Annotated in this window: 20 protein-coding genes; 6 read left to right on the top strand and 14 right to left on the bottom strand. The window is 28.8% G+C overall.

The window, feature by feature from the left end; all coding sequences use genetic code 11:
- Positions 1–157: 157 nt before the first annotated feature.
- On the top strand, positions 158–1306 hold the full coding sequence (locus ACSHW5_RS10950; protein ID WP_435676173.1) for a cystathionine gamma-synthase: 1149 nt from the start codon (positions 158–160) through the stop codon (positions 1304–1306).
- 149 nt (positions 1307–1455) lie between these two features.
- On the opposite strand, the gene ACSHW5_RS10945 is transcribed toward ACSHW5_RS10950, so the two are convergent.
- From ACSHW5_RS10945 to ACSHW5_RS10935, 3 genes are read right to left on the bottom strand one after another with little or no spacing between them, the layout of a single operon-like run.
- Positions 1456–1908: a DUF1569 domain-containing protein gene (locus tag ACSHW5_RS10945; RefSeq protein WP_435676172.1), complete on the bottom strand. Its 453-nt coding sequence runs from the start codon at positions 1906–1908 to the stop codon at positions 1456–1458.
- 1 nt (position 1909) lies between these two features.
- On the bottom strand, positions 1910–2911 hold the full coding sequence (holA, locus tag ACSHW5_RS10940; protein ID WP_435676171.1) for a DNA polymerase III subunit delta: 1002 nt from the start codon (positions 2909–2911) through the stop codon (positions 1910–1912).
- Positions 2912–3400: an AAA family ATPase gene (locus tag ACSHW5_RS10935; protein ID WP_435676170.1), complete on the bottom strand. Its 489-nt coding sequence runs from the start codon at positions 3398–3400 to the stop codon at positions 2912–2914.
- 26 nt (positions 3401–3426) lie between these two features.
- On the opposite strand from ACSHW5_RS10935, the gene ACSHW5_RS10930 reads away from it, so the two are divergent.
- Both ACSHW5_RS10930 and ACSHW5_RS10925 read left to right on the top strand, forming a co-directional pair.
- Entirely contained in the window at positions 3427–3870 is a 444-nt protein-coding gene (locus ACSHW5_RS10930; protein ID WP_435676169.1) for a type I restriction enzyme HsdR N-terminal domain-containing protein, read from the top strand.
- A gap of 196 nt (positions 3871–4066) precedes the next feature.
- Positions 4067–5065, top strand: coding sequence for a glycosyltransferase family 2 protein (locus ACSHW5_RS10925; protein WP_435676168.1), 999 nt, complete (start codon positions 4067–4069; stop codon positions 5063–5065).
- 11 nt (positions 5066–5076) lie between these two features.
- Here the strand turns inward: ACSHW5_RS10925 and ACSHW5_RS10920 are convergent, their stop codons facing one another.
- The 8 genes from ACSHW5_RS10920 to nusB form a co-directional block, all read right to left on the bottom strand.
- Positions 5077–5697 (bottom strand): L-threonylcarbamoyladenylate synthase, encoded by a 621-nt coding sequence (locus tag ACSHW5_RS10920; protein ID WP_435676167.1) that lies wholly within the window; start codon positions 5695–5697, stop codon positions 5077–5079.
- Between the two features lie 111 nt (positions 5698–5808).
- Positions 5809–6510 (bottom strand): response regulator transcription factor, encoded by a 702-nt coding sequence (locus tag ACSHW5_RS10915; RefSeq protein WP_435676166.1) that lies wholly within the window; start codon positions 6508–6510, stop codon positions 5809–5811.
- Positions 6511–6524: 14 nt separating this feature from the next.
- Positions 6525–8093, bottom strand: a complete 1569-nt coding sequence (locus ACSHW5_RS10910) for a sensor histidine kinase (RefSeq protein ID WP_435676165.1) — start codon at positions 8091–8093, stop codon at positions 6525–6527.
- 109 nt (positions 8094–8202) lie between these two features.
- On the bottom strand, positions 8203–8793 hold the full coding sequence (gene coaE / locus ACSHW5_RS10905) for a dephospho-CoA kinase (RefSeq protein WP_435676164.1): 591 nt from the start codon (positions 8791–8793) through the stop codon (positions 8203–8205).
- 1 nt (position 8794) lies between these two features.
- The gene (locus tag ACSHW5_RS10900; RefSeq protein WP_435676163.1) at positions 8795–9733 is read right to left on the bottom strand and encodes a CdaR family protein; all 939 of its coding nucleotides are present in this window, start codon (positions 9731–9733) and stop codon (positions 8795–8797) included.
- 100 nt (positions 9734–9833) lie between these two features.
- Positions 9834–10151, bottom strand: a complete 318-nt coding sequence (gene yajC, locus ACSHW5_RS10895; protein ID WP_435676162.1) for a preprotein translocase subunit YajC — start codon at positions 10149–10151, stop codon at positions 9834–9836.
- Between the two features lies 1 nt (position 10152).
- Positions 10153–10620, bottom strand: coding sequence for a DUF1573 domain-containing protein (locus ACSHW5_RS10890; protein ID WP_435676161.1), 468 nt, complete (start codon positions 10618–10620; stop codon positions 10153–10155).
- A gap of 31 nt (positions 10621–10651) precedes the next feature.
- Positions 10652–11590, bottom strand: coding sequence for a transcription antitermination factor NusB (nusB, locus tag ACSHW5_RS10885; protein ID WP_435676160.1), 939 nt, complete (start codon positions 11588–11590; stop codon positions 10652–10654).
- A gap of 194 nt (positions 11591–11784) precedes the next feature.
- On the opposite strand from nusB, the gene ACSHW5_RS10880 reads away from it, so the two are divergent.
- Both ACSHW5_RS10880 and ACSHW5_RS10875 read left to right on the top strand, forming a co-directional pair.
- Positions 11785–13539 carry an ABC transporter ATP-binding protein gene (locus tag ACSHW5_RS10880; RefSeq protein WP_435676159.1) on the top strand — a complete coding sequence of 585 codons (1755 nt, stop codon included), beginning with the start codon at positions 11785–11787 and terminating at the stop codon, positions 13537–13539.
- Positions 13540–13616: 77 nt separating this feature from the next.
- Entirely contained in the window at positions 13617–13979 is a 363-nt protein-coding gene (locus tag ACSHW5_RS10875; RefSeq protein ID WP_435676158.1) for a PUR family DNA/RNA-binding protein, read from the top strand.
- Positions 13980–14135: 156 nt separating this feature from the next.
- On the opposite strand, the gene ACSHW5_RS10870 is transcribed toward ACSHW5_RS10875, so the two are convergent.
- On the bottom strand, positions 14136–14876 hold the full coding sequence (locus tag ACSHW5_RS10870; RefSeq protein WP_435676157.1) for a tyrosine-protein phosphatase: 741 nt from the start codon (positions 14874–14876) through the stop codon (positions 14136–14138).
- Between the two features lie 145 nt (positions 14877–15021).
- Between ACSHW5_RS10870 and ACSHW5_RS10865 the strand changes: the two genes are divergently transcribed.
- A complete protein-coding gene (locus tag ACSHW5_RS10865; protein WP_435676156.1) occupies positions 15022–15873 on the top strand; it encodes an N-acetylglucosamine kinase in 852 nt (283 codons plus the stop codon).
- Position 15874: 1 nt separating this feature from the next.
- Here the strand turns inward: ACSHW5_RS10865 and ACSHW5_RS10860 are convergent, their stop codons facing one another.
- Positions 15875–17131 (bottom strand): UDP-N-acetylmuramoyl-tripeptide--D-alanyl-D-alanine ligase, encoded by a 1257-nt coding sequence (locus tag ACSHW5_RS10860; protein ID WP_435676155.1) that lies wholly within the window; start codon positions 17129–17131, stop codon positions 15875–15877.
- Between the two features lie 67 nt (positions 17132–17198).
- Entirely contained in the window at positions 17199–18881 is a 1683-nt protein-coding gene (gldJ, locus tag ACSHW5_RS10855; RefSeq protein WP_435676154.1) for a gliding motility lipoprotein GldJ, read from the bottom strand.
- Between the last annotated feature and the right edge of the window lie 164 nt (positions 18882–19045).

The raw sequence follows: 19045 nt of genomic DNA, 5'->3' as shown, positions 1-19045 counted from the left end.
GTATGTTTCCTCTCTGTTAATTACAAAAATAATAAAATTTAATAAATAAAATTAGGAATTAAAGATAGTACCTAAACTTGTTTGCTAACAATAGTCTAATTAAAAGTTGTAGCAAATTTTATAGAAGCAATAAAAAGAACATCAGAAAATATAAAAAATGAAGTTCAATACAAAAACCATTCACGGCGGTCAACAAGCAGAAGCCACAACAGGTGCTGTGGTTTCGCCCATATTTCAAACATCAACGTTTGCACAATCTAGTTTTAGTACATCTCAAGAATACAATTATTCAAGAGGCGCAAACCCTACTAGAACAGCGCTAGAAAATAGTTTAGCATCCATAGAAAACGGAACAGATGGTTTTGCCTTTTCTTCTGGTTTGGCGGCAATAGATTGTGTTTTAAGAATTCTAAATCCGGGCGATGAAATTATTGCAGGAAAAGATTTGTATGGCGGAACCTACAGAATGTTTACAAAACTATTTGAAAAATACGGCTTAGAATTTACCTATGTAGATACCAATTCTGTAGAAAATGTCACCAAAGAAATTACAGAAAAAACAAAGTTAGTTTGGTTAGAAACACCTACAAATCCGTTAATGAAAATTGCAGATATTGCGGCAATTAGCAATGAGGTAAAAAAAATAAATTCAGAGATTCTTGTAGCTGTAGATAATACTTTTGCAACACCATATTTGCAACAGCCTTTAAACTTAGGTGCAGATATTGTAATGCATTCTGCAACAAAATATATAGGCGGACATTCAGATTTGGTGATGGGCGCTTTAATTGTAAAAGACGCAAAATTAGCCAAAGAACTGCATTTTATTCAATTTGCAGCGGGTGCAATTGCTGGCCCAATGGATTCTTTTTTAGCATTAAGAGGTATAAAAACTTTACACGTAAGAATCCAGCGCCATTGCGATAATGCAAAAGTTGTTGCTGCTTTTTTAAAAAACCATCCAAAAGTTGGTAACCTATATTATCCAGGTTTAGAAGATCATCCAAATTATGAAATAGCGAATAAGCAAATGAAGGATTTTGGAGGCGTAGTTTCTTTCTGTTTAAAAGATGAAAATAAAGAAGCAACATGTGCCTTTTTAGAGAACATTCAGTTATTTACGTTAGCAGAATCTTTAGGCGGTGTAGAAAGTATGGTAAATCATTCAGCAACCATGTCTCACGCTTCAATTCCTGCAGAAGAAAGATTAAAAACAGGAATTACAGATTCTTTAATTCGTTTAAGTGTTGGTATAGAAGATGTTGAAGATTTGCTAGTAGATTTAGAACAAGCGTTGGGTAACTAATGCAAATATCATGAGATTATTAAAAACCGAACAAGTGTACAACTAGTTCGGTTTTTTTTATGCTTATTTTTTTAAATGTGTTTTCGTCTTTAATTCGGTATTAAAACAGCATTAAAATAGAAAAGTTTGGGTTGCAATCAATCAATAGGCTAAACTCCAAATTGATTCAAATGATGGTCTAAATGTTTGTAAAAAGAATTATTCCATTCATCAGAAGTTAGTTTTCCAAAAGAGTGCGATTCTTTTCCATCAAAATATTGAGCACCTAATTCTTGTGTTTTAATAATATAATCTACCAAACGTTTTTTTTCTGTTTCAAATTCTCTTGCATCAGAAATGATAAATTGAGGCGCAGTTCTACCATTTTTAGCATACGGTTTTTCAGATACTACAATTTTCTTCACAAATAATTTTAGCATATACTTTGCAAACGCATTTGGCTTTGCATGCTTGTCTGTATAAACCATTTCATAGGTAACACAGCAATGGGCTAACATTTGCGAAACAGACATTTTACCCCAATTTGGTGTTGTTGTTGGGGTTAAGGTATTAATTCTTTTAATTACTTGATTGGTAATTTCTTTGTTGAAAATGTTTTTCATTTTAATGTAAAATTTTAAATAGTAATTCTTTTAAAATATCTTTTTGAGATTGATTTGCACCAACTCCTTTACTTTTTACATCTGCATCGCGTAAAAAGGCAATTACTTGTGCTACTTTTCGCATCGGGTAATTTCTTGCAGCTGAAAAATATTCATCAACAAAATACAGATTTACACCCAGTGTTTTTGCAACAGTACTCTTAGATTTATCTTGCAAACCATGAAACATTAATAGTTGGGTAAAGAAATTATTTAGTAAAGAAATAGTCATTACCAACGGGTTGTTCTTTGGGTTTTCTGCAAAATAATTAATAATTCTATTAGATTTCACAACGTTTTTTTCTCCTACTGCTTTGCGTAATTCAAAGTTGTTAAAGTCTTTAGAAATACCAATATTATCCTCTATATGTTGGTCGTTAATAATGGTTTCTTTGGGTAGAATTAGCATCAATTTATCTAATTCATTAGAAATTTTGCTTAAATCTGTTCCTAAAAATTCTACCAACATTTGAGACGCTTTGGGCTCAATTTTATAACTTTTACCACTTAAAACTTTTCGAATCCAATCTGTAACTTGATTTTCATACAATTTTTTGCTTTCATAAATCATTCCTGATTTTGCAATTGCTTTGTATAGTTTTTTGCGTTTGTCTAATTTTTTATACTTATAATTTAGAACAAGTACGGTTGTTGGTTGTGGATTTTCTGCATACCCAACCAATTTTTCAATAGTTCTACTTAAATCTTGTGCTTCTTTTACAATTAAAACCTGTCTTTCTGCCATCATAGGATAGCGTTTTGCAGCGGAAACAATATCTTCAATAGTTGCGTCTCTACCATACATAACTTGCTGATTAAAGCCTTTCTCGGCTTCATCTAAAACAGTTTCTTCAATATAATCAGAAATTTTATCTATGTAATAAGGTTCTTCTCCCATTAAAAAATAAATGGGTTGTATGTTGCCTTTTTTAATATCTGAAACAATGTTTCTTATTTCGTTCATTTATTCAGTAATTATAATACTATTTTTTAATTCATCTTCTAAAGGCGTTTCAAACCACGTTTCCATAAAGTGAAAATGTTCGTCTGTAACTTCAAATTCAAAAGTGTTACCTTTTTCTAAATTTCTTTTTAAAATTCGTTTTTTTCTTATTTCTTTTGGTAGGTTTAAAAAATGAATTTGAACTTCGATATTATGATCATCTGCAAATTTTCTATACTTTTCTCTATGCACAAATTTAGAAAGACCAACATCTAAAATACTATCTACACCAGCGTTTTCTAATTGTAAAATTAAATTTTGCATTAATAATTCAGACCTTTCTATTCTTTCTAGAAACCAGTCTAAACCATCTTCTTTTGTTTTGTCAGGAAAAAATAATATTTTATTCCATGTATCTAATGAAAAAACCACACCCTTAGTAGTAAGTTTTAATGCATTGGCATAGGTAGATTTACCTGCGCCAGTATTTCCGACTAATAAATGTATCATACCTGATTTTTATTTACTTTTGAACAATGCAAAAACTCAACCTTCCTACTTATAATTTCAAACTCAAAAGTAACGAAAATAAGGTGCTTATTTTTGATAAATTGAGAAAAAAATATATGGTTTTAACGCCAGAAGAATGGGTGCGTCAACATTTTGTGATGTTTTTAATTGATGAAAAAAAATATCCTACTTCTTTAATTGCTTTAGAGAAACAGTTAACCATTAATAATCGTAAAAAAAGAACTGATATTTTAATTTTTAATACAGACGGAAAACCTGATATTATTGTAGAATGTAAAGCCCCAAAAATAAAAATTACACAAGATACTTTTGATCAAATTGCACGTTATAATTTAAAATTACAGGCCAATTATTTAATCGTAACCAATGGTTTAGAACATTTTTATTGCAAAATGGATTTTGAAAATGAAACGTATATTTTTTTAAAAGAAATTCCTGATTATAAATAGTGCTTCTTTTATTCCAAGAGGTTATAGAACAAATTTTGTCTTTTTTAAAGCATATTTTTTAGCAGCTTTATGAATACGTATTCTTGGTACCCTATTCATGAAGTTTTTTTTGCTTTAACTCATACTACTTAAATATAGGAGTACAATTAAGAGAAAATTAGAAGTTAACTAACATATAAAATGTAATTTTGCGAACTTGAAAACAGCAATTGTCATATTAAATTGGAACGGAAAAAAACTGCTAGAACAGTTTTTACCAGCTATTGTAAATTTTAGTGCTCATGAAGCAGAAGTTTATGTTGCAGATAATGCATCTACAGATGCTTCTATTTCTTACATAAAAGAGTATTTTCCTTCCGTAAAAATTATTAAAAATGCTGTAAATGGAGGATATGCGAAAGGTTATAATGATGCTTTAAAACATATTGTAGCAGATATTTATTGTCTTTTAAATTCTGATGTAGCGGTTACAAAAAATTGGCTACAACCCATCTTACAGGTTTTTAATGCTGATGAAAAAACGGCCATTATACAACCCAAAATTTTAGATTTTAAAGACACAACAAAATTTGAATATGCTGGTGCTGGCGGTGGTTTTATAGATTTATTTGGGTATCCGTATTGCAGAGGTCGTGTGTTTAATCAACTAGAAAAAGATGAACAGCAATTTAATGATGTTGTGGATGTTTTTTGGGCATCTGGCGCTTGTTTTTTTATACGTTCAAAGGTATATCATCAATTAGGTGGTTTTGATGAAGATTATTTTGCGCATCAAGAAGAAATTGATTTGTGTTGGAGAACACAAAATATAGGTTACACCGTAAAATATGTTGGTTCTGCCACTGTTTTTCATGTTGGTGGAGCAACTTTAGAAGAGTCGAACCCGCATAAAACGTTTTTAAATTTTAGAAATAGTTTGTTAAACGTGGTCAAAAATGTTCCTAAAAAGTGGTTTTTATTGGTGGTTTTTTCACGTTTAATTTTAGACGGAATTGCAGGATTAAAATTTATGATTGAATTAAGACCATTGCACACTTGGGCAATATTAAAAGCACATATTAGTTTTTATGCAAACTTTTTTAAGTTTTTAAAAAAACGAAAAAGTTTACAAAAAAGGCAAGATTATAATTTACACACTAGTATTGTTTGGCAATATTTTGTTTTGGGTAGAAAAAAGTTTGAAGAATTGAAATAAAGGATAAGTTTCTAAAGAATATCTAAACTACCTTTTCCTTGTCTTAATACTTGTGGTTCATTGGTGGTTAAATCAACAACGGTGGAAGCGTAATTATCTCCGTAACCACCATCAATAACAACATCTACAATAGCGCTCCATTTTTCAAAAATTAATTCAGGATCAGTGGTGTATTCTAAAACATCATCTTCATCATGTATAGAAGTAGAAATAATGGGGTTTCCTAGTGTAGCTACCAACGCTCTTGCAATATTATTATCAGGAATTCTAATTCCTACAGTTTTACGTTTTTTAAATGCTTTTGGCAGGTTATTACTGCCGGGTAAAATAAAGGTATAAGGTCCGGGTAAAGCTCTTTTTAATAATTTAAAAGTTGAAGAATCTATTTGTTTTACATAATCAGACAAGTGGCTTAAATCATTACAAACAAAAGAAAAATTTGCTTTGTCTAGTTTAACGCCTTTAATTTTTGCAATTTTCTCTAGTGCTTTTGTATTGGTAATATCACAACCTAAGCCATAAACAGTGTCTGTTGGATAAATAATTAAACCACCATTTTGTAAAATTTTTACAACCGTATCAATTTCCTTTTGATTCGGATTTTGGTTGTATATTTTGATGAATTTTGCCATGGTATCAGTTTATTTTACAAGTGTTTTTAACGAATAATAAAAGTATAAAAATACAAAAACTCAACTCGATATTATCAAGTTGAGTTCTATTTTAGGGAAGATTGTTTAAAATTATGATTTATCCACCATTCTAAATCCTTCTCCGTGTATATTTAAAATCTCTACATTTTCATCATCTTTTAGATATTTACGCAGTTTTGCAATATAAACATCCATACTTCTTGATGTAAAGTAATTGTCATCTCTCCATATTTTTGTCAATGCCAATTCTCTAGGCATTAAATCGTTTTTATGAATTGCTAACATGCGCAATAATTTGCTTTCTTTTGGAGATAATTTTATAGGTTCTCCTGTTTCTCCTACAGATAAATGACGTAGTTTAGAGTTGAAGAAAAAACCACCAACTGTAAATTCAAACTGTTCAGATTCTGCGGTTTTATCTGTATCTTTTCTTTGTAAAATTGCTTTTATTTTGTGCAATAATACTTCAGAATCAAAAGGTTTATTTAAATAGTCATCTGCACCAACTGCATATCCTTTTAAAACATCTTCTTTTAAGGTTTTTGCCGTTAAGAAAATAATTGGTACTTCTTTGTTGGTACTTCTAATGTCTTGTGCTAAAGAAAAACCATCTTTACGTGGCATCATTACATCTAAAATACACAGGTCATAATCGCTGTTTTTAAACATAATTAATCCTTCTATACCGTCTTTAGCGTGTGTTACGTTATAATCGTTTAGTGCTAAATAGTCTTTTAAAACTGTTCCAAAATTTGGATCGTCTTCTACTAATAAAATTTTTTTACTTCCCATGATATTATTATTATTTATATTAAAGGTAATTTAACTGTAAAAATACTCCCTTTTCCTTTTTCACCTTCAACAAAAACTGTTCCGTGATGTTTTTCTACAATTTCTTTTACGTATGCTAATCCCAATCCATGACCTTTTACGTCATGTATATTTCCTTTTTGTTCTCTGTAAAATTTATCAAAAACTTGTTTTTGAACGGCTTTACTCATCCCAATACCTTCGTCTTTTATTTTAAAGATAAAAAACTTATTTGTGCTTTCTGTAAAAACTTCAATTTTTGGTGGTCCAACAGAATATTTTATGGCATTTTCTAACATATTAACCACAACATTTGTAAGATGAAACGGATTCCCGTTAATTTCTGGTATAATGGCGTTAAAGTGTGTGGTTATACTTCCTTTTCTATCATCTATTAACAAACTAATATGCGTTATTGCGTCTTCTATTGTGTCGTGCATGTCTATAGTTTCTTTACTAAGATCTATCTGATTTTTTTCTAATCTAGAAATGCGCAACACATTTTCTACTTGCAAGTGCATGCGTTTATTTTCATCTCTAATCATTTTTACATAGCGCAGCACTTTTTCTTCATCATTTATTATTTTTGGATTTTTTATAGAATCTAAAGCTAAATTAATAGTAGCAATGGGAGTTTTAAACTCATGCGTCATATTATTAATGAAATCTGTTTTTATTTCTGATATTTTTTTCTGTCTAATTAGTTGATATAATGAACTTGAAAAAGCAACAATTATGATAAAAATAAAAAGTAACGATAATAATAAAATATTAGAAATTCCTGATAGAATATGCTCATTTTTGGTAGGAAAAGTTACATATAATTTATAAGAAACTTCATCTTCAGTATCGTAAAAAAGTGGGTATGGATAACTTTCTTTTTTATTGATTGTATAATATCCAGATTTTAATTTGGTAGCCAATCCATCTTTACTATACACGCCATATTTAAAATCTAAATAAATATTTCTCTTTTCTAATTCTTCTTTTATGGTGTTATTTAACTCTTTATTACTAATTCTTTGATGTATAGGTTTTCTATTTATATAGTCCTTAAAAATATCATTGGTGTAAAATTTTTCTATATTAGAATACCTTTTGGTAAATGAATATCTTTTATCATCTGTGTTGGTAAAGATATTATCTACACCTTTTATTGTTTTAGATTGAAAAAAGTCTTTTTTACCGGAGATTCTTTTTACAATAATAGAATCACTGTCTAAAAAATCTGTAGGTAATTTAAAATTTTCTTCTAAAAAAGTAGCTCCAAAAGTTAATTTCTGTTTGGTAGTAGTGTCTATTTCTTGAAAAAGATAATTTCTTATTTGAGCATCATTTGCCAATCCCATTTTTTCTATAAGACCTTCAATTTTTTTCTCAAAAAAAGCTTCTTCTTTTAAATTGATTTTCTCAGAAACGCTACCTAAAGATTTTTGTACATCATTCTTAAATTGTTCCTTCCTACTTTCAAGTGCGTTGTTGATCCAAAAGACCTGAACAGCAATAATTCCAATTAATGAAACGCTCATTAAAATTACAATAAGTACAAACATCTTCTTGCCCATAAATCAAAGTTAATACATTCAGAAATTGATTTTAAGGTTTTTAACCTAAATTAACAGTTTTGTTTTAATTTTATGATGTTTTTAACAGAATCAGTAAGTTTAATGAAATCTAACAACTTTTTTTTGTTAAAATTTTATGAATATTATTTACTTGATTTTGTGTTTTCTCAAGTGATAAAGATTCAATAATATAATTTGATTGTAGTATTTTTTTATCTTCCAACCATTGGTTTTTCATCCTATTTATAATTTCGGCTTCTGTAGTATTGTCGCGTAAAATAATGCGCTCTATTCTTGTTTTTAAAGGAGCGGAAACCACTAAGATAATGTCACAAAACAGGTTGTTTTTTGTTTCGAATAATATGGCATTTTCATATAAAATATAGGATGCTTTTTGGTTTAAAAGAACAAACTCTTGAAAATGTTTTTTTACTTCTGGATGCACAATAGCATTTAATACTGTAAGTTTTTCTGGATTTTTAAAAACAATATTGGCAATAAAAGATCTGTTTAATGTGTTGTTTTTGTATGCTTGGTCTCCAAAGGTTTTTATCAATGCTGATTTTATCTTTTCTGAAGAGTTCATTAACTTTTTTGCCTCTACATCTGCAATATAAACGGCAACATTTTTAAAGTTGGCAAACATTTTTGCAACGGTTGTTTTTCCGCTTCCAATACCACCAGTTAAACCAACAATCATATTATTTTTGAATTAGAAAATCTATTTGATTAGGAACAAGTTTGTAGCTTTTAATTAAATTAGATTTTGAGACCAATTTAGGGATTAAATATTCTAAATTATTTTTTTCAGAAATACTGTAATCACATTCAATTTCAAAAGAATCTGCGTCTATAGCATTAAAGTGAGACAAACTAATAATAAAATACACATCAATAGTTTTGGCAAGCGAAGTAAGTTGAATGTTTTTTGGTAAATTAATAATGTTAAAAGGTACTTTAAAACTACCTTCTGTAAATTTTTCTACCTTTCCTTTAACAGTTACACTAGTTGTTTTAAATTTAAGATTATTGCTGTTTTTAGGTTTTAAAATCGCTATATTTTTAGAGAAATCAGCTTTTATATCTTTTAATTTTAGTGGTGTTAAAAGTATTTGTTTAATGTTTTTTATTTGAGATTCTGGGCCTGAGACAAGAATGCTGTCTGGAGAAATTTCTATGTCTTTAACAAGATCATAACCAATATGAAAGTTGAGCTCTAGATTAGATTTTATAGGTATTTTTTTTGAGGTTAAACTACCTAATTCTAAGAAAATGGTATCTTGAATAATTTCTTGCAATTGCATGTTAGAAAGCAGTTGTTGCTGTATGCTAGTAAGCTGGTTTGTGGTTAAAAGATAATAGTTGTTAGAAGATTTTTTTATACTTTTATTAATTGCTAAAGAAATGGGTTTATTCTTAAATTTTGCTCTAATTATATTAAATCCTGTAGCTTTTACAACTAACTCTATATTATTTTTTGGTGGTGTTTGTAAGATTTTGTCTTGTGGAATTTTGGTATATAATACAGGTAAATTTATATTGGTAACATATTCTTTAGAAAGTGTTATTAACAACCAAATACTAATAGATGCTATTAAAAAACTGATAAAAGTTTTTGATATTTTATTATTTTTCTTCACTAATTTAAGAATTTATGCAAGCTATACAAAAGTATTTAAACTAAAAAGTGAGCATTATTTAATTAGATAATGCTCACTTTATAAAATTTTAAAATATATTTTATTTTTTTGCTGGAGCTAAATATTTTTTACTTAATTCCATTGATATTGCAGAGCGTTCAAATTTAATTTTCCCAGCGCCAGTTTCAATAGAAACAGTATTATCTGTATTATTTATATCTGCTACTTTACCATGAATACCGCTAGAAGTAACAACTTTTGTTCCTTTTTTTATGTCTGCTTGAAACGTTTTTTCAGCTTTCATTTTATTTCTTTGTGGTCTAATCATAAAGAAATATAAGACAAGAATCATTGCCAATGGAAAAATTAAGGCATTTAAATCTAAGCCGCCAAATTGTAAAGAAATGGTTGTAAACATATTATTTTTTTGTTTTAGGGGTTACAGAACCTTTTATGGTAAGAATTTCTCTTCCGGTTTCTGTGTTTGTTGTTAATGTTACAGATTTTTGTTGTCTATTAGGTTTTCCTGTAGTGTTAAACTTTACAGATACATCACCAGACTCTCCTGGTTTTATAGGTGCTTTTGGCCAAACAGGTACTGTACAACCACATGTTGCTGTTGCATTAGTAATTACCAAATCTGTTTTACCAGAGTTAGTTACTACAAAAGTAGTTGCTACAATTTCACCTTCATTTACAACACCAAAATCGTATTCAGTTTTATCAAAAGAAATAGAAGCAGTACCTTTTTTTATTTCTACATCTCTAGATTTAGCGTTGTCTAAATTTTCCTTATTAATTTTTGTTGTTGCATTGTTTCCGTTTTTACAAGCTGTAAAAACCATTGCCGAAAGCACAAATGCACATAAAATTGTTATTTTTTTCATTTTGATTATAATTTAGTGTAAAAATAATAAATTAGAGTAAACCTCTTCCAATTTTAACAATTCTTTTGCTTTGTATAAACTCTTTAGAAATTTTGTCTAACACGCCATTTATAAAGTAACTACTTTTATCAGTAGAATAATCTTTAGAAATTTCTATATATTCATTAATGGTAACTCGGGTTGGTATAGACGGAAAGTTTAAGAACTCTGTTAGTGCCATCTTTATAAGAATCATATCTATATCGGCAATTCTATCAGTTTCCCAATTGGGTGTTTTTTCTGTAATATCTTTTTCGTAAATAGCTTGTTTTAAAACTGTTTTTTGAAACAATTTAGAAACAAAATCCTCATCATCTTTGTCTTTATATAGTTTTCCTAGCGTGAATATTGTGTCTTTTTTATGTTTACTTAATGTTTTTACAACCCACGTGTTTACAAAAGGGATATCATCTGCCCAAGAAATCAAAGTATCTTCATAATGTTCTGCTAATTTCTCATTCGGAGCAATAATTTCTTTAAAGAAATCAATAACAAAAGCTTTGTCTATTTTAAAAGAATCTTCTGAGTTTTGTAGATAATCTTTGTATAATTTACTTTCTAGTAATTCTTCAAAAATAATTCTAACATATTCTTTGTCTTCATTCCAATTAGTAAGGTTATTTATTTCAACAAAACCTTCAATACTAATGCTTTCTGCAAGCGTATTAATTAATTTGTTATCTATAAATTTTGTATTTGGAACTAATTCTTCTTTAGTAGCTAGAATTTTCTTTTTAGAAAGTGCTATTTTTTTAGCAGCTAATTTTTGCACTTCAACTAAAAGTAATAAGTTTAAAACGTACAATTCGTACGTTTTTAAAATGCTATGCTTTACAAACTTTTCCTCTTTGATAATATCATCATTATGAGATTGTAATAAAGCATATACAGATTGCATTACTTTAACTCTAATATGTCTTCTGTTAATCATTCTAAAGAACTTATTTTAAAAATAGTGCAAAGAAATTTTTCTAAGCCGCCGCAAAAATAAGATTATTTTATTTTTATTCTTTGGTAAATTTTAATTCTTTTTAACGTGGGTTAATTCTTTGTTGTACATTTTTAAAACTAGGGGTATCTTCGTGGCTGCAAAACTGCTGTTAAAAATTTTAAATTCACTTTTTTTTGAAAGCCTTAAAATACTTAAATAAATATTTTTCTAAATACAAATGGCGTATAATAGGTGGTCTTTTTTTTACCATTCTATCAAAATTATTGGCTTTAAAAGTGCCTCAAGTTGTTGGAGACTCTTTAAATGTTGTAGAAGACTATCAGAAGGGTATTGTAACAGATTTGTCTGTTGTAGAACATCAATTATTAATAAATGTTTTAGTAATTATTGGCGTTGTAGTGTTGGCAGGTATTTTTACATTTTTAATGAGGCAAACTATAATTGTTACCTCCAGATTAATAGAATTCGATTTAAAAAATGAAATCTATCAGCAATATCAAAAATTATCTCTTAATTTCTATAAAAAAAATAGAACGGGAGATTTAATGAACCGAATTTCTGAAGATGTTTCTAAAGTAAGAATGTATGTAGGCCCAGCCATTATGTACACTATGAATATGATTGTACTCTTTGCAGTAGGTTTTACACAGATGATAAATGTTGATGTAAAACTAACCTTATACACACTTATTCCTTTTCCGTTATTATCGGTTTCTATTTTTGTTTTAAGTAAGATAATTCATAAAAGAAGTACAGTTGTTCAACAATATTTGTCAAAATTAACAACGTTTAATCAAGAATTTTTCTCTGGAATAGATGTGGTAAAATCATACGGAACAGAAGCGTCAATTATAAGGGATTTTGATAAAATTGCAAATGAAAGCAAGGAGAAAAACATCCATTTACACAAAGCAAATGCACTTTTTTTTCCGTTGATGATTTTTTTAATTGGTTTAAGTAACTTAATTGTTATTTATGTTGGTGGTAAGCAATATATTAATGACGAAATACAAATAGGTACTATAATTCAGTTTATGTTGTATGTAAATATTCTTACTTGGCCAGTAGCCGTTTTAGGTTGGGTAACCTCTATGGTACAGCAAGCAGAAGCATCTCAAGTAAGAATAAATGAATTTTTACAACAAGTGCCAGAAATTATAAATACTACTCATACACCTACAAACTTAGAAGGAAAAGTACGCTTTAAAAACGTTACTTTTACCTATGATGATACAAATATTACAGCCTTAAAAAATGTAAGTTTTTCTGTGGATGCAGGACAAACAATAGCAATTTTAGGAAAAACGGGTTCTGGGAAATCTACCATTATTGAACTTATTTCTAGATTGTATGATGTGAAAAACGGAGTAGTTTTGTTAGATGAAAAACCTATAAAAGAAGCTAATTTAGACCATTTAAGAAGTCAGATTGGTGTGGTACCACAAGATCCATTTTTATTTTCTGATAGTATAGAAAACAATATAAAATTCGGTAAAGAAGATGCTACGGAACAAGAAATTATTGAAGCCGCAAAAAATGCTGATGTTCATAAAAATATTGTAGAATTTTCCAACGGATATCAAACGATTTTAGGAGAACGTGGCGTAACACTTTCTGGAGGTCAAAAACAACGGGTTTCTATTGCTAGAGCGATTATTAAAAACCCTAAAATTTTAATTTTTGATGATTGTTTATCTGCGGTAGATACAGAAACAGAAGAAAAAATTCTTTCCAACTTAGAAAAAGTGTCTAAAAACAAGACCACATTTATTATAAGTCATAGAATTTCATCGGCAAAAAATGCCGATAAAATAATTGTTTTAGACGATGGTAAAATTATACAAGAAGGCACTCACAATCAATTAATAGCAACAACTGGATATTACAAAGATTTGTATGAGCAACAACTTTTAGAAAAAGAAAATTAATCTTTAGCTTTGCTACCTAAAATAATTTGTTAGATTTGTTGAGTAAAAATAATTTATAACTACTATTAAATTGAATTATGGCAGAGAGAGTTGAACAGGAGGAAATTTTTTCGCAAGTATTAAGAGCTGGAAGAAGAACTTATTTTTTTGATGTTAGAGCAACAAAAGCAGACGATTACTACTTAACGGTTACAGAAAGTAAAAAATTTACCCATGATGATGGAACCTTCCATTTTCAAAAGCATAAAATTTATTTATACAAAGAAGATTTTTCTGATTTTCATGAAATGTTAAGTAAAGCTACAGATTATATTATTGCAGAAAAAGGCAACGAAGTAATTAGTGAACGTCATCAAAAAGATTTTAAGAAAGAAGAAAATACTTCTGAAAACAATAGCACTACAGAAAGTTTTACAGATATTTCTTTTGATGATATTTAAGACTTTATAACTTTTTTACAGGTGTTAATTTGTCTGTAAAAATGTTTGTTTATAGCATTCATATACACAATTTTAAACAAAAAAAAACCGAAAATTTTATAATTTTCGGGTTTTTTTGTTTCTTGTGTTCTCATAGAATTAAGCAGGTGATAATGCTTAGATAAGAAATTGCTTATTATTTGTAAGTAAGTGGTTAATTTTATCAATATTCTTTTTGGTCCCAATTGTTTTTAATAAAGCTAAGTGATGGTGATGGTGCACGTCTGAACCAATAAAATCATACATGTTTTCTTTTAATAATTTATGACTCGTTTTTAAAACATGTTTGCCATATTGTTCTGTTAGAGACAATAAATTTAATTGAAATAAACAACCAGCCGTTTTAAGCTTGTAATAAATTTCAAAATTATTGTGATAAAAAATATAGCGTTCTGGATGTGCTAAAATTGGTTTGTATCCTTTTAACTGAATTTCAAATAGTATATCAAAAAGATTATTTGGCGCGTTAAAATAAGACATTTCTACTAAGATATAATTGTCTTTTAAAGTAAGAATATCATCATTTTTTAAAAGTTCAGAAAACTGCTCATCCATCATGTATTCTGCAGCTGCATGTATAGAAACATCTGTTATGTTTCTATGTTGTAATTCTGCTTTAACTTCTTTTAATTTTGCTTTTATAGTTGCTGAAGAGTTAGGGTAAACAGTTCCTAAAACATGCGGTGTTGTAATAAAATTATGAATTCCGTATGATCGCATTTTTAAGATTAATTCAATAGAATTATCTAAGTTTTTTGCTCCATCATCTATACCTGGAAGTAAATGAGAATGAATATCTACAAATCCTTTGGGAAAAACTTTGGCTATTGGAATTGTTTTTTTTCTAAAAAAAATCATTGCATATTATTTGTAGCAAATTTACAATTTTTTAAAAGAATTTTTCAGTTTCATAAGAATTATAGAGAACGAAAACGATTGAAGTTCATCTATCTATTGTGTATCCAATTTAGTTGTAATATATTTGGGTAAAAAATAACCAAATATGATTTTAATTGCAGATGGAGGTTCTACAAAAGTAGATTGGATTGCAGTAGACAGCCAAAAGAAAGAAGTGTTTAGAGTAAAAACTTTAGGGTTAAATCCTGCAATAGTGCCAGAAGAAGAATTGCACAATAGAATTATTCACATGTTTCAGTTAATTAACGTTAAAGATGATGTTGAAGAAATTCATTTTTATGGTGCAGGTTGTGGTACACCAAAACCAGTAGAAATTTTAAGAAATATATTAAAGTCTATTTTTGTTAACGCAGAAGTTTTTATTGCAGAAGATATGTTGGCGGCTGTGTATGCAGCTTCAGGAAAAAGCCCTGCTTTGGTTTGTATTTTAGGAACTGGTTCTAATAGTTGCTATTTTAACGGAACTGAAATGGAAATGTTAGTGCCTTCTTTAGGGTATATTTTAATGGATGAAGCAAGTGGTAATTATTTTGGTAAAAAACTATTAATAGATTATTATTATGATAGAATGCCTAAAAGAATTGCGAAAAAATTTAAAAAGGAATTCAATTTAGAAGCAGATCATATTAAAAAGAATCTTTATAGAGAGCCAAATCCAAATATGTATTTAGCTTCTTTTGCTAAGTTTATGTTCGAATTTAAAGAAGATAAGTACATTAAAAGAATTATTAAAAAAGGATTTCAAGAATTTTTTAAATATAGAATACTACCTTATAAAAAGACTGCCGAAACACCTATTTATTTTATTGGTTCAATTGCTTTTTATTTTAAAGATATTTTAGAAAAAATAGCAACTAAAAACAACCTTAAAATTACAGATGTTATACAAAGACCAATAGATAATTTGTTAGCATATCATAAAGAAAATATAAAATAGTTTATTTAATTATTTTTAAAATTCTTTCTAAACGCATACCTCTAGAGCCTTTTATTAAAATAGATTGTTGCTCTAGAGGTTTTTTTATTAAATAATTTTCTAAAGCTTCAAAGGTTTTAAATTGCAGTTTGTTTGTTGCTGTTTTGTAAAAGTTTTCACCAACAAACAGCGTTGTATCAAAGTTGAATGTTGCAGCTAAATTTACAATGTTTTGATGTTCCTGTAGGCTTTCTTTTCCCAATTCAAACATATCGCCTAAAATAACAGTTTTGGCGTTTTCTTTAAGTTCTGCAAAGTTTTCTAAAGCAGCTTTCATGCTAGAAGGATTTGCATTATAAGCGTCTAACACAATATTATTTGTGCCTTTTTGTAGTATCTGAGAACGGTTGTTTGTTGGTGTATATTCTTCAATGGCATTCTTAATTTCGGTAGCAGGTATCTTAAAGTAAGTGCCTATAGTAATTGCTGCTGCAATATTGGTGTAATTGTATTTTCCTATTAAATTACTTTGTAAACTAATGGTATTAAATTCTAATTTTACAAATGGGTTTACCGCTTTAAAATTTAAATTTTCAGAGAATAGAACAGTTTGTATGTTTTTAGTGTTTGCAATTTGTCTCTCATCTTTTGGGTTTACAAAAGCAGTTTTATGATTGCTTTCTAGATAGGAGTATAATTCACTTTTACCTTTTATTACACCTTCTATTCCGCCAAAACCTTCTAAATGCGCTTTTCCAAAATTTGTTATATATCCAAAATCTGGTTGTGCAATTGCACATAAAAACTCAATCTCTTTTAGGTGGTTTGCGCCCATTTCTACAATACCAATTTCGGTTTTTGGAGTCATGGATAAAAGTGTTAATGGCACACCAATATGGTTGTTTAAATTTCCTTTAGTAGCGGTGGTAACATACTTTTTACTTAAAACAGCATTTATTAACTCTTTCGTGGTTGTTTTTCCATTACTTCCGGTTAAGCCAATAATAGGTGTTTTTAACTGTTCTCTATGATATTTTGCTAACTGTTGTAAGGTTTCTAGAACATCATCAACCAAAATAATATTGGGGTTTGTTTGGTATTGTTTTTCATCAATAATGGCAAAGCTTGCACCTAATTTTAATGCTTCATCAGCAAAAGTATTGCCATTAAAATTGTCTCCTTTTAAAGCAAAGAAAAGGGTGTTTTTTCTGATGTTTCTAGTGTCTGTATCTACCAAAAAATGTTGGGAATACAATTTATATAAAGCTGTTAATTTCATTTTTTAAATATAAAAAACCTCATTGTAAATAAAACAATGAGGCTACAATTTTTTGAAAAATAAATTTTTATTGTCTAGGACTTCTAGCTGTTTTGTTTTGAGAACTCATAGGGCCAACTTTATCTGTTACACATCTAAAGCCAATGTAATTTGTTGCCATATATTCTGGTAAGTATCTTCTTTGTGCAGGGTCTAACCAGTATTCTCTATCTGACCAAGCGCCTCCTTTATATACTCTTGTATTGTTGCTAATTAACGTGGTTCTTTTTTTAGAATCAATTGTTAAAATGTCTCTACCTGTAATAGAATCTCTTTCTCTAGTAGGACTTTGAGGAGAGTTGTACATGCTAGGTTTTGTAGAAAATTGATCTTCATCATCTTCATAAAATCTAGAAGAATATAAATCTCCATCACCAATATTAGAGTTGTCAGAAATTGTAAAGTTTCTTCTTAAAGTAACATCGTCTTTTGTAATTGGTATGTATTTTATGCTTCCTGGTAATACTCTTGGAACAATTTTTCCTGTAGGTAAGGTGTCATATTCCATTTCTGCACCTGTATCATCACCGGCAATAACAACTTTACCTTCTTTATCAATCAATTTTTTAGTAAAAATATTACCTCTAAAATAATTAAAATCATTAGCTTCATTGTCAATAATAGGTCTATAAACATCAGATACCCATTCGGCAACATTACCAGACATATCATACAAACCAAATCCGTTTGGAGGGTATGATTTTACTCTAATAGGAATATCAGAACCGTCAGAACTCCAACCAGGTAAACCGCTATAATTACCTTGTCCTTGTTTAAAGTTGGCCAATTGGTCTCCTTTTCTTCTTTTGGTTTTATCTCTAGAATATTTACCATTCCAGGCATATTTCTTTCTACCTCTAATATTGTTGTATTCTCTATTTTCTATATTTGCTTTTGCAGCAAATTCCCATTCAGCTTCTGTTGGTAATCTATAATTCTGACTTAAAATACCATCAGCTTTTGTAATTTTTCTACCTTGAAATGCATCTCTAGAAGGTTTAGCATCTCCTTTTCTTCTAGCGGTTCTTACACCTCTTTTGTAAATTGTGCTATCGCCTTCAAATAATTTATCAGAATCTGCTAAAAAAACTTCAGTATCAAAGAAGTTTCTTACAGAATCATTTTCAAAAACATTTTCTATATGGCCTTTGTCTATTAAAGTCTTTAAATTAACCGCTTGCGTACGCCATTTACAAAATTGATTTGCTTGTAACCAACTAACACCAACCACCGGATAATCTGAATATGCTGGATGACGGAAATAATTATCTGTTAAAATATCTGTATTTCCTAAGCTTTTTCTCCAAACCAAGGTGTCTGGTAAAACAGAATTGTATACATGCTTATATTTTTCATCAGAAGGAGGAAAAACATCTTTTGTATATTGTACGTATAAAAAGTATTCTGAGTTTGTTACTTCTGTTTCGTCCATAAAGAAAGAACGAATGTGCATTTTTTTGGGAGTGGTGTTCCAGTCAAACATTACATCATCTTGTACTTGCCCCATGGTAAAAGCACCGCCTTCTACAGCAACCATTCCTAAAGGAGGTTTTTCTGCTTTAAAATCGTTACCTTTAATATAATTACCATATTTGGGATTATTAAAAGGAATACCTGTTAATGTAGATTTATTTGATGTAGATGATTTATTACAGTTTGCAAAAAGCAATGTTGTTAAAACAACCAAAGATATTTTAATTATGTTTTTCATTTCCTAAATTGAAAATTGTTTGATGTTTGTTATAGCGATGCAATTTACAATAATAATACTTTCAAGCAAGTAAATTGCAAAATTTAACGCTTCATTTTTAATTCACATTCTTTAAAACGACAACTTTTAAATTTTAGTATAATTTATCTTTATAAGTGCTAAAA

Source organism: Polaribacter sp., from assembly GCF_051251875.1.
Classification (GTDB): domain Bacteria; phylum Bacteroidota; class Bacteroidia; order Flavobacteriales; family Flavobacteriaceae; genus Polaribacter.
The sequence above is the reverse complement of the archived record's forward strand: the minus strand, read 5'-3'. Positions and strand labels throughout refer to the sequence as shown.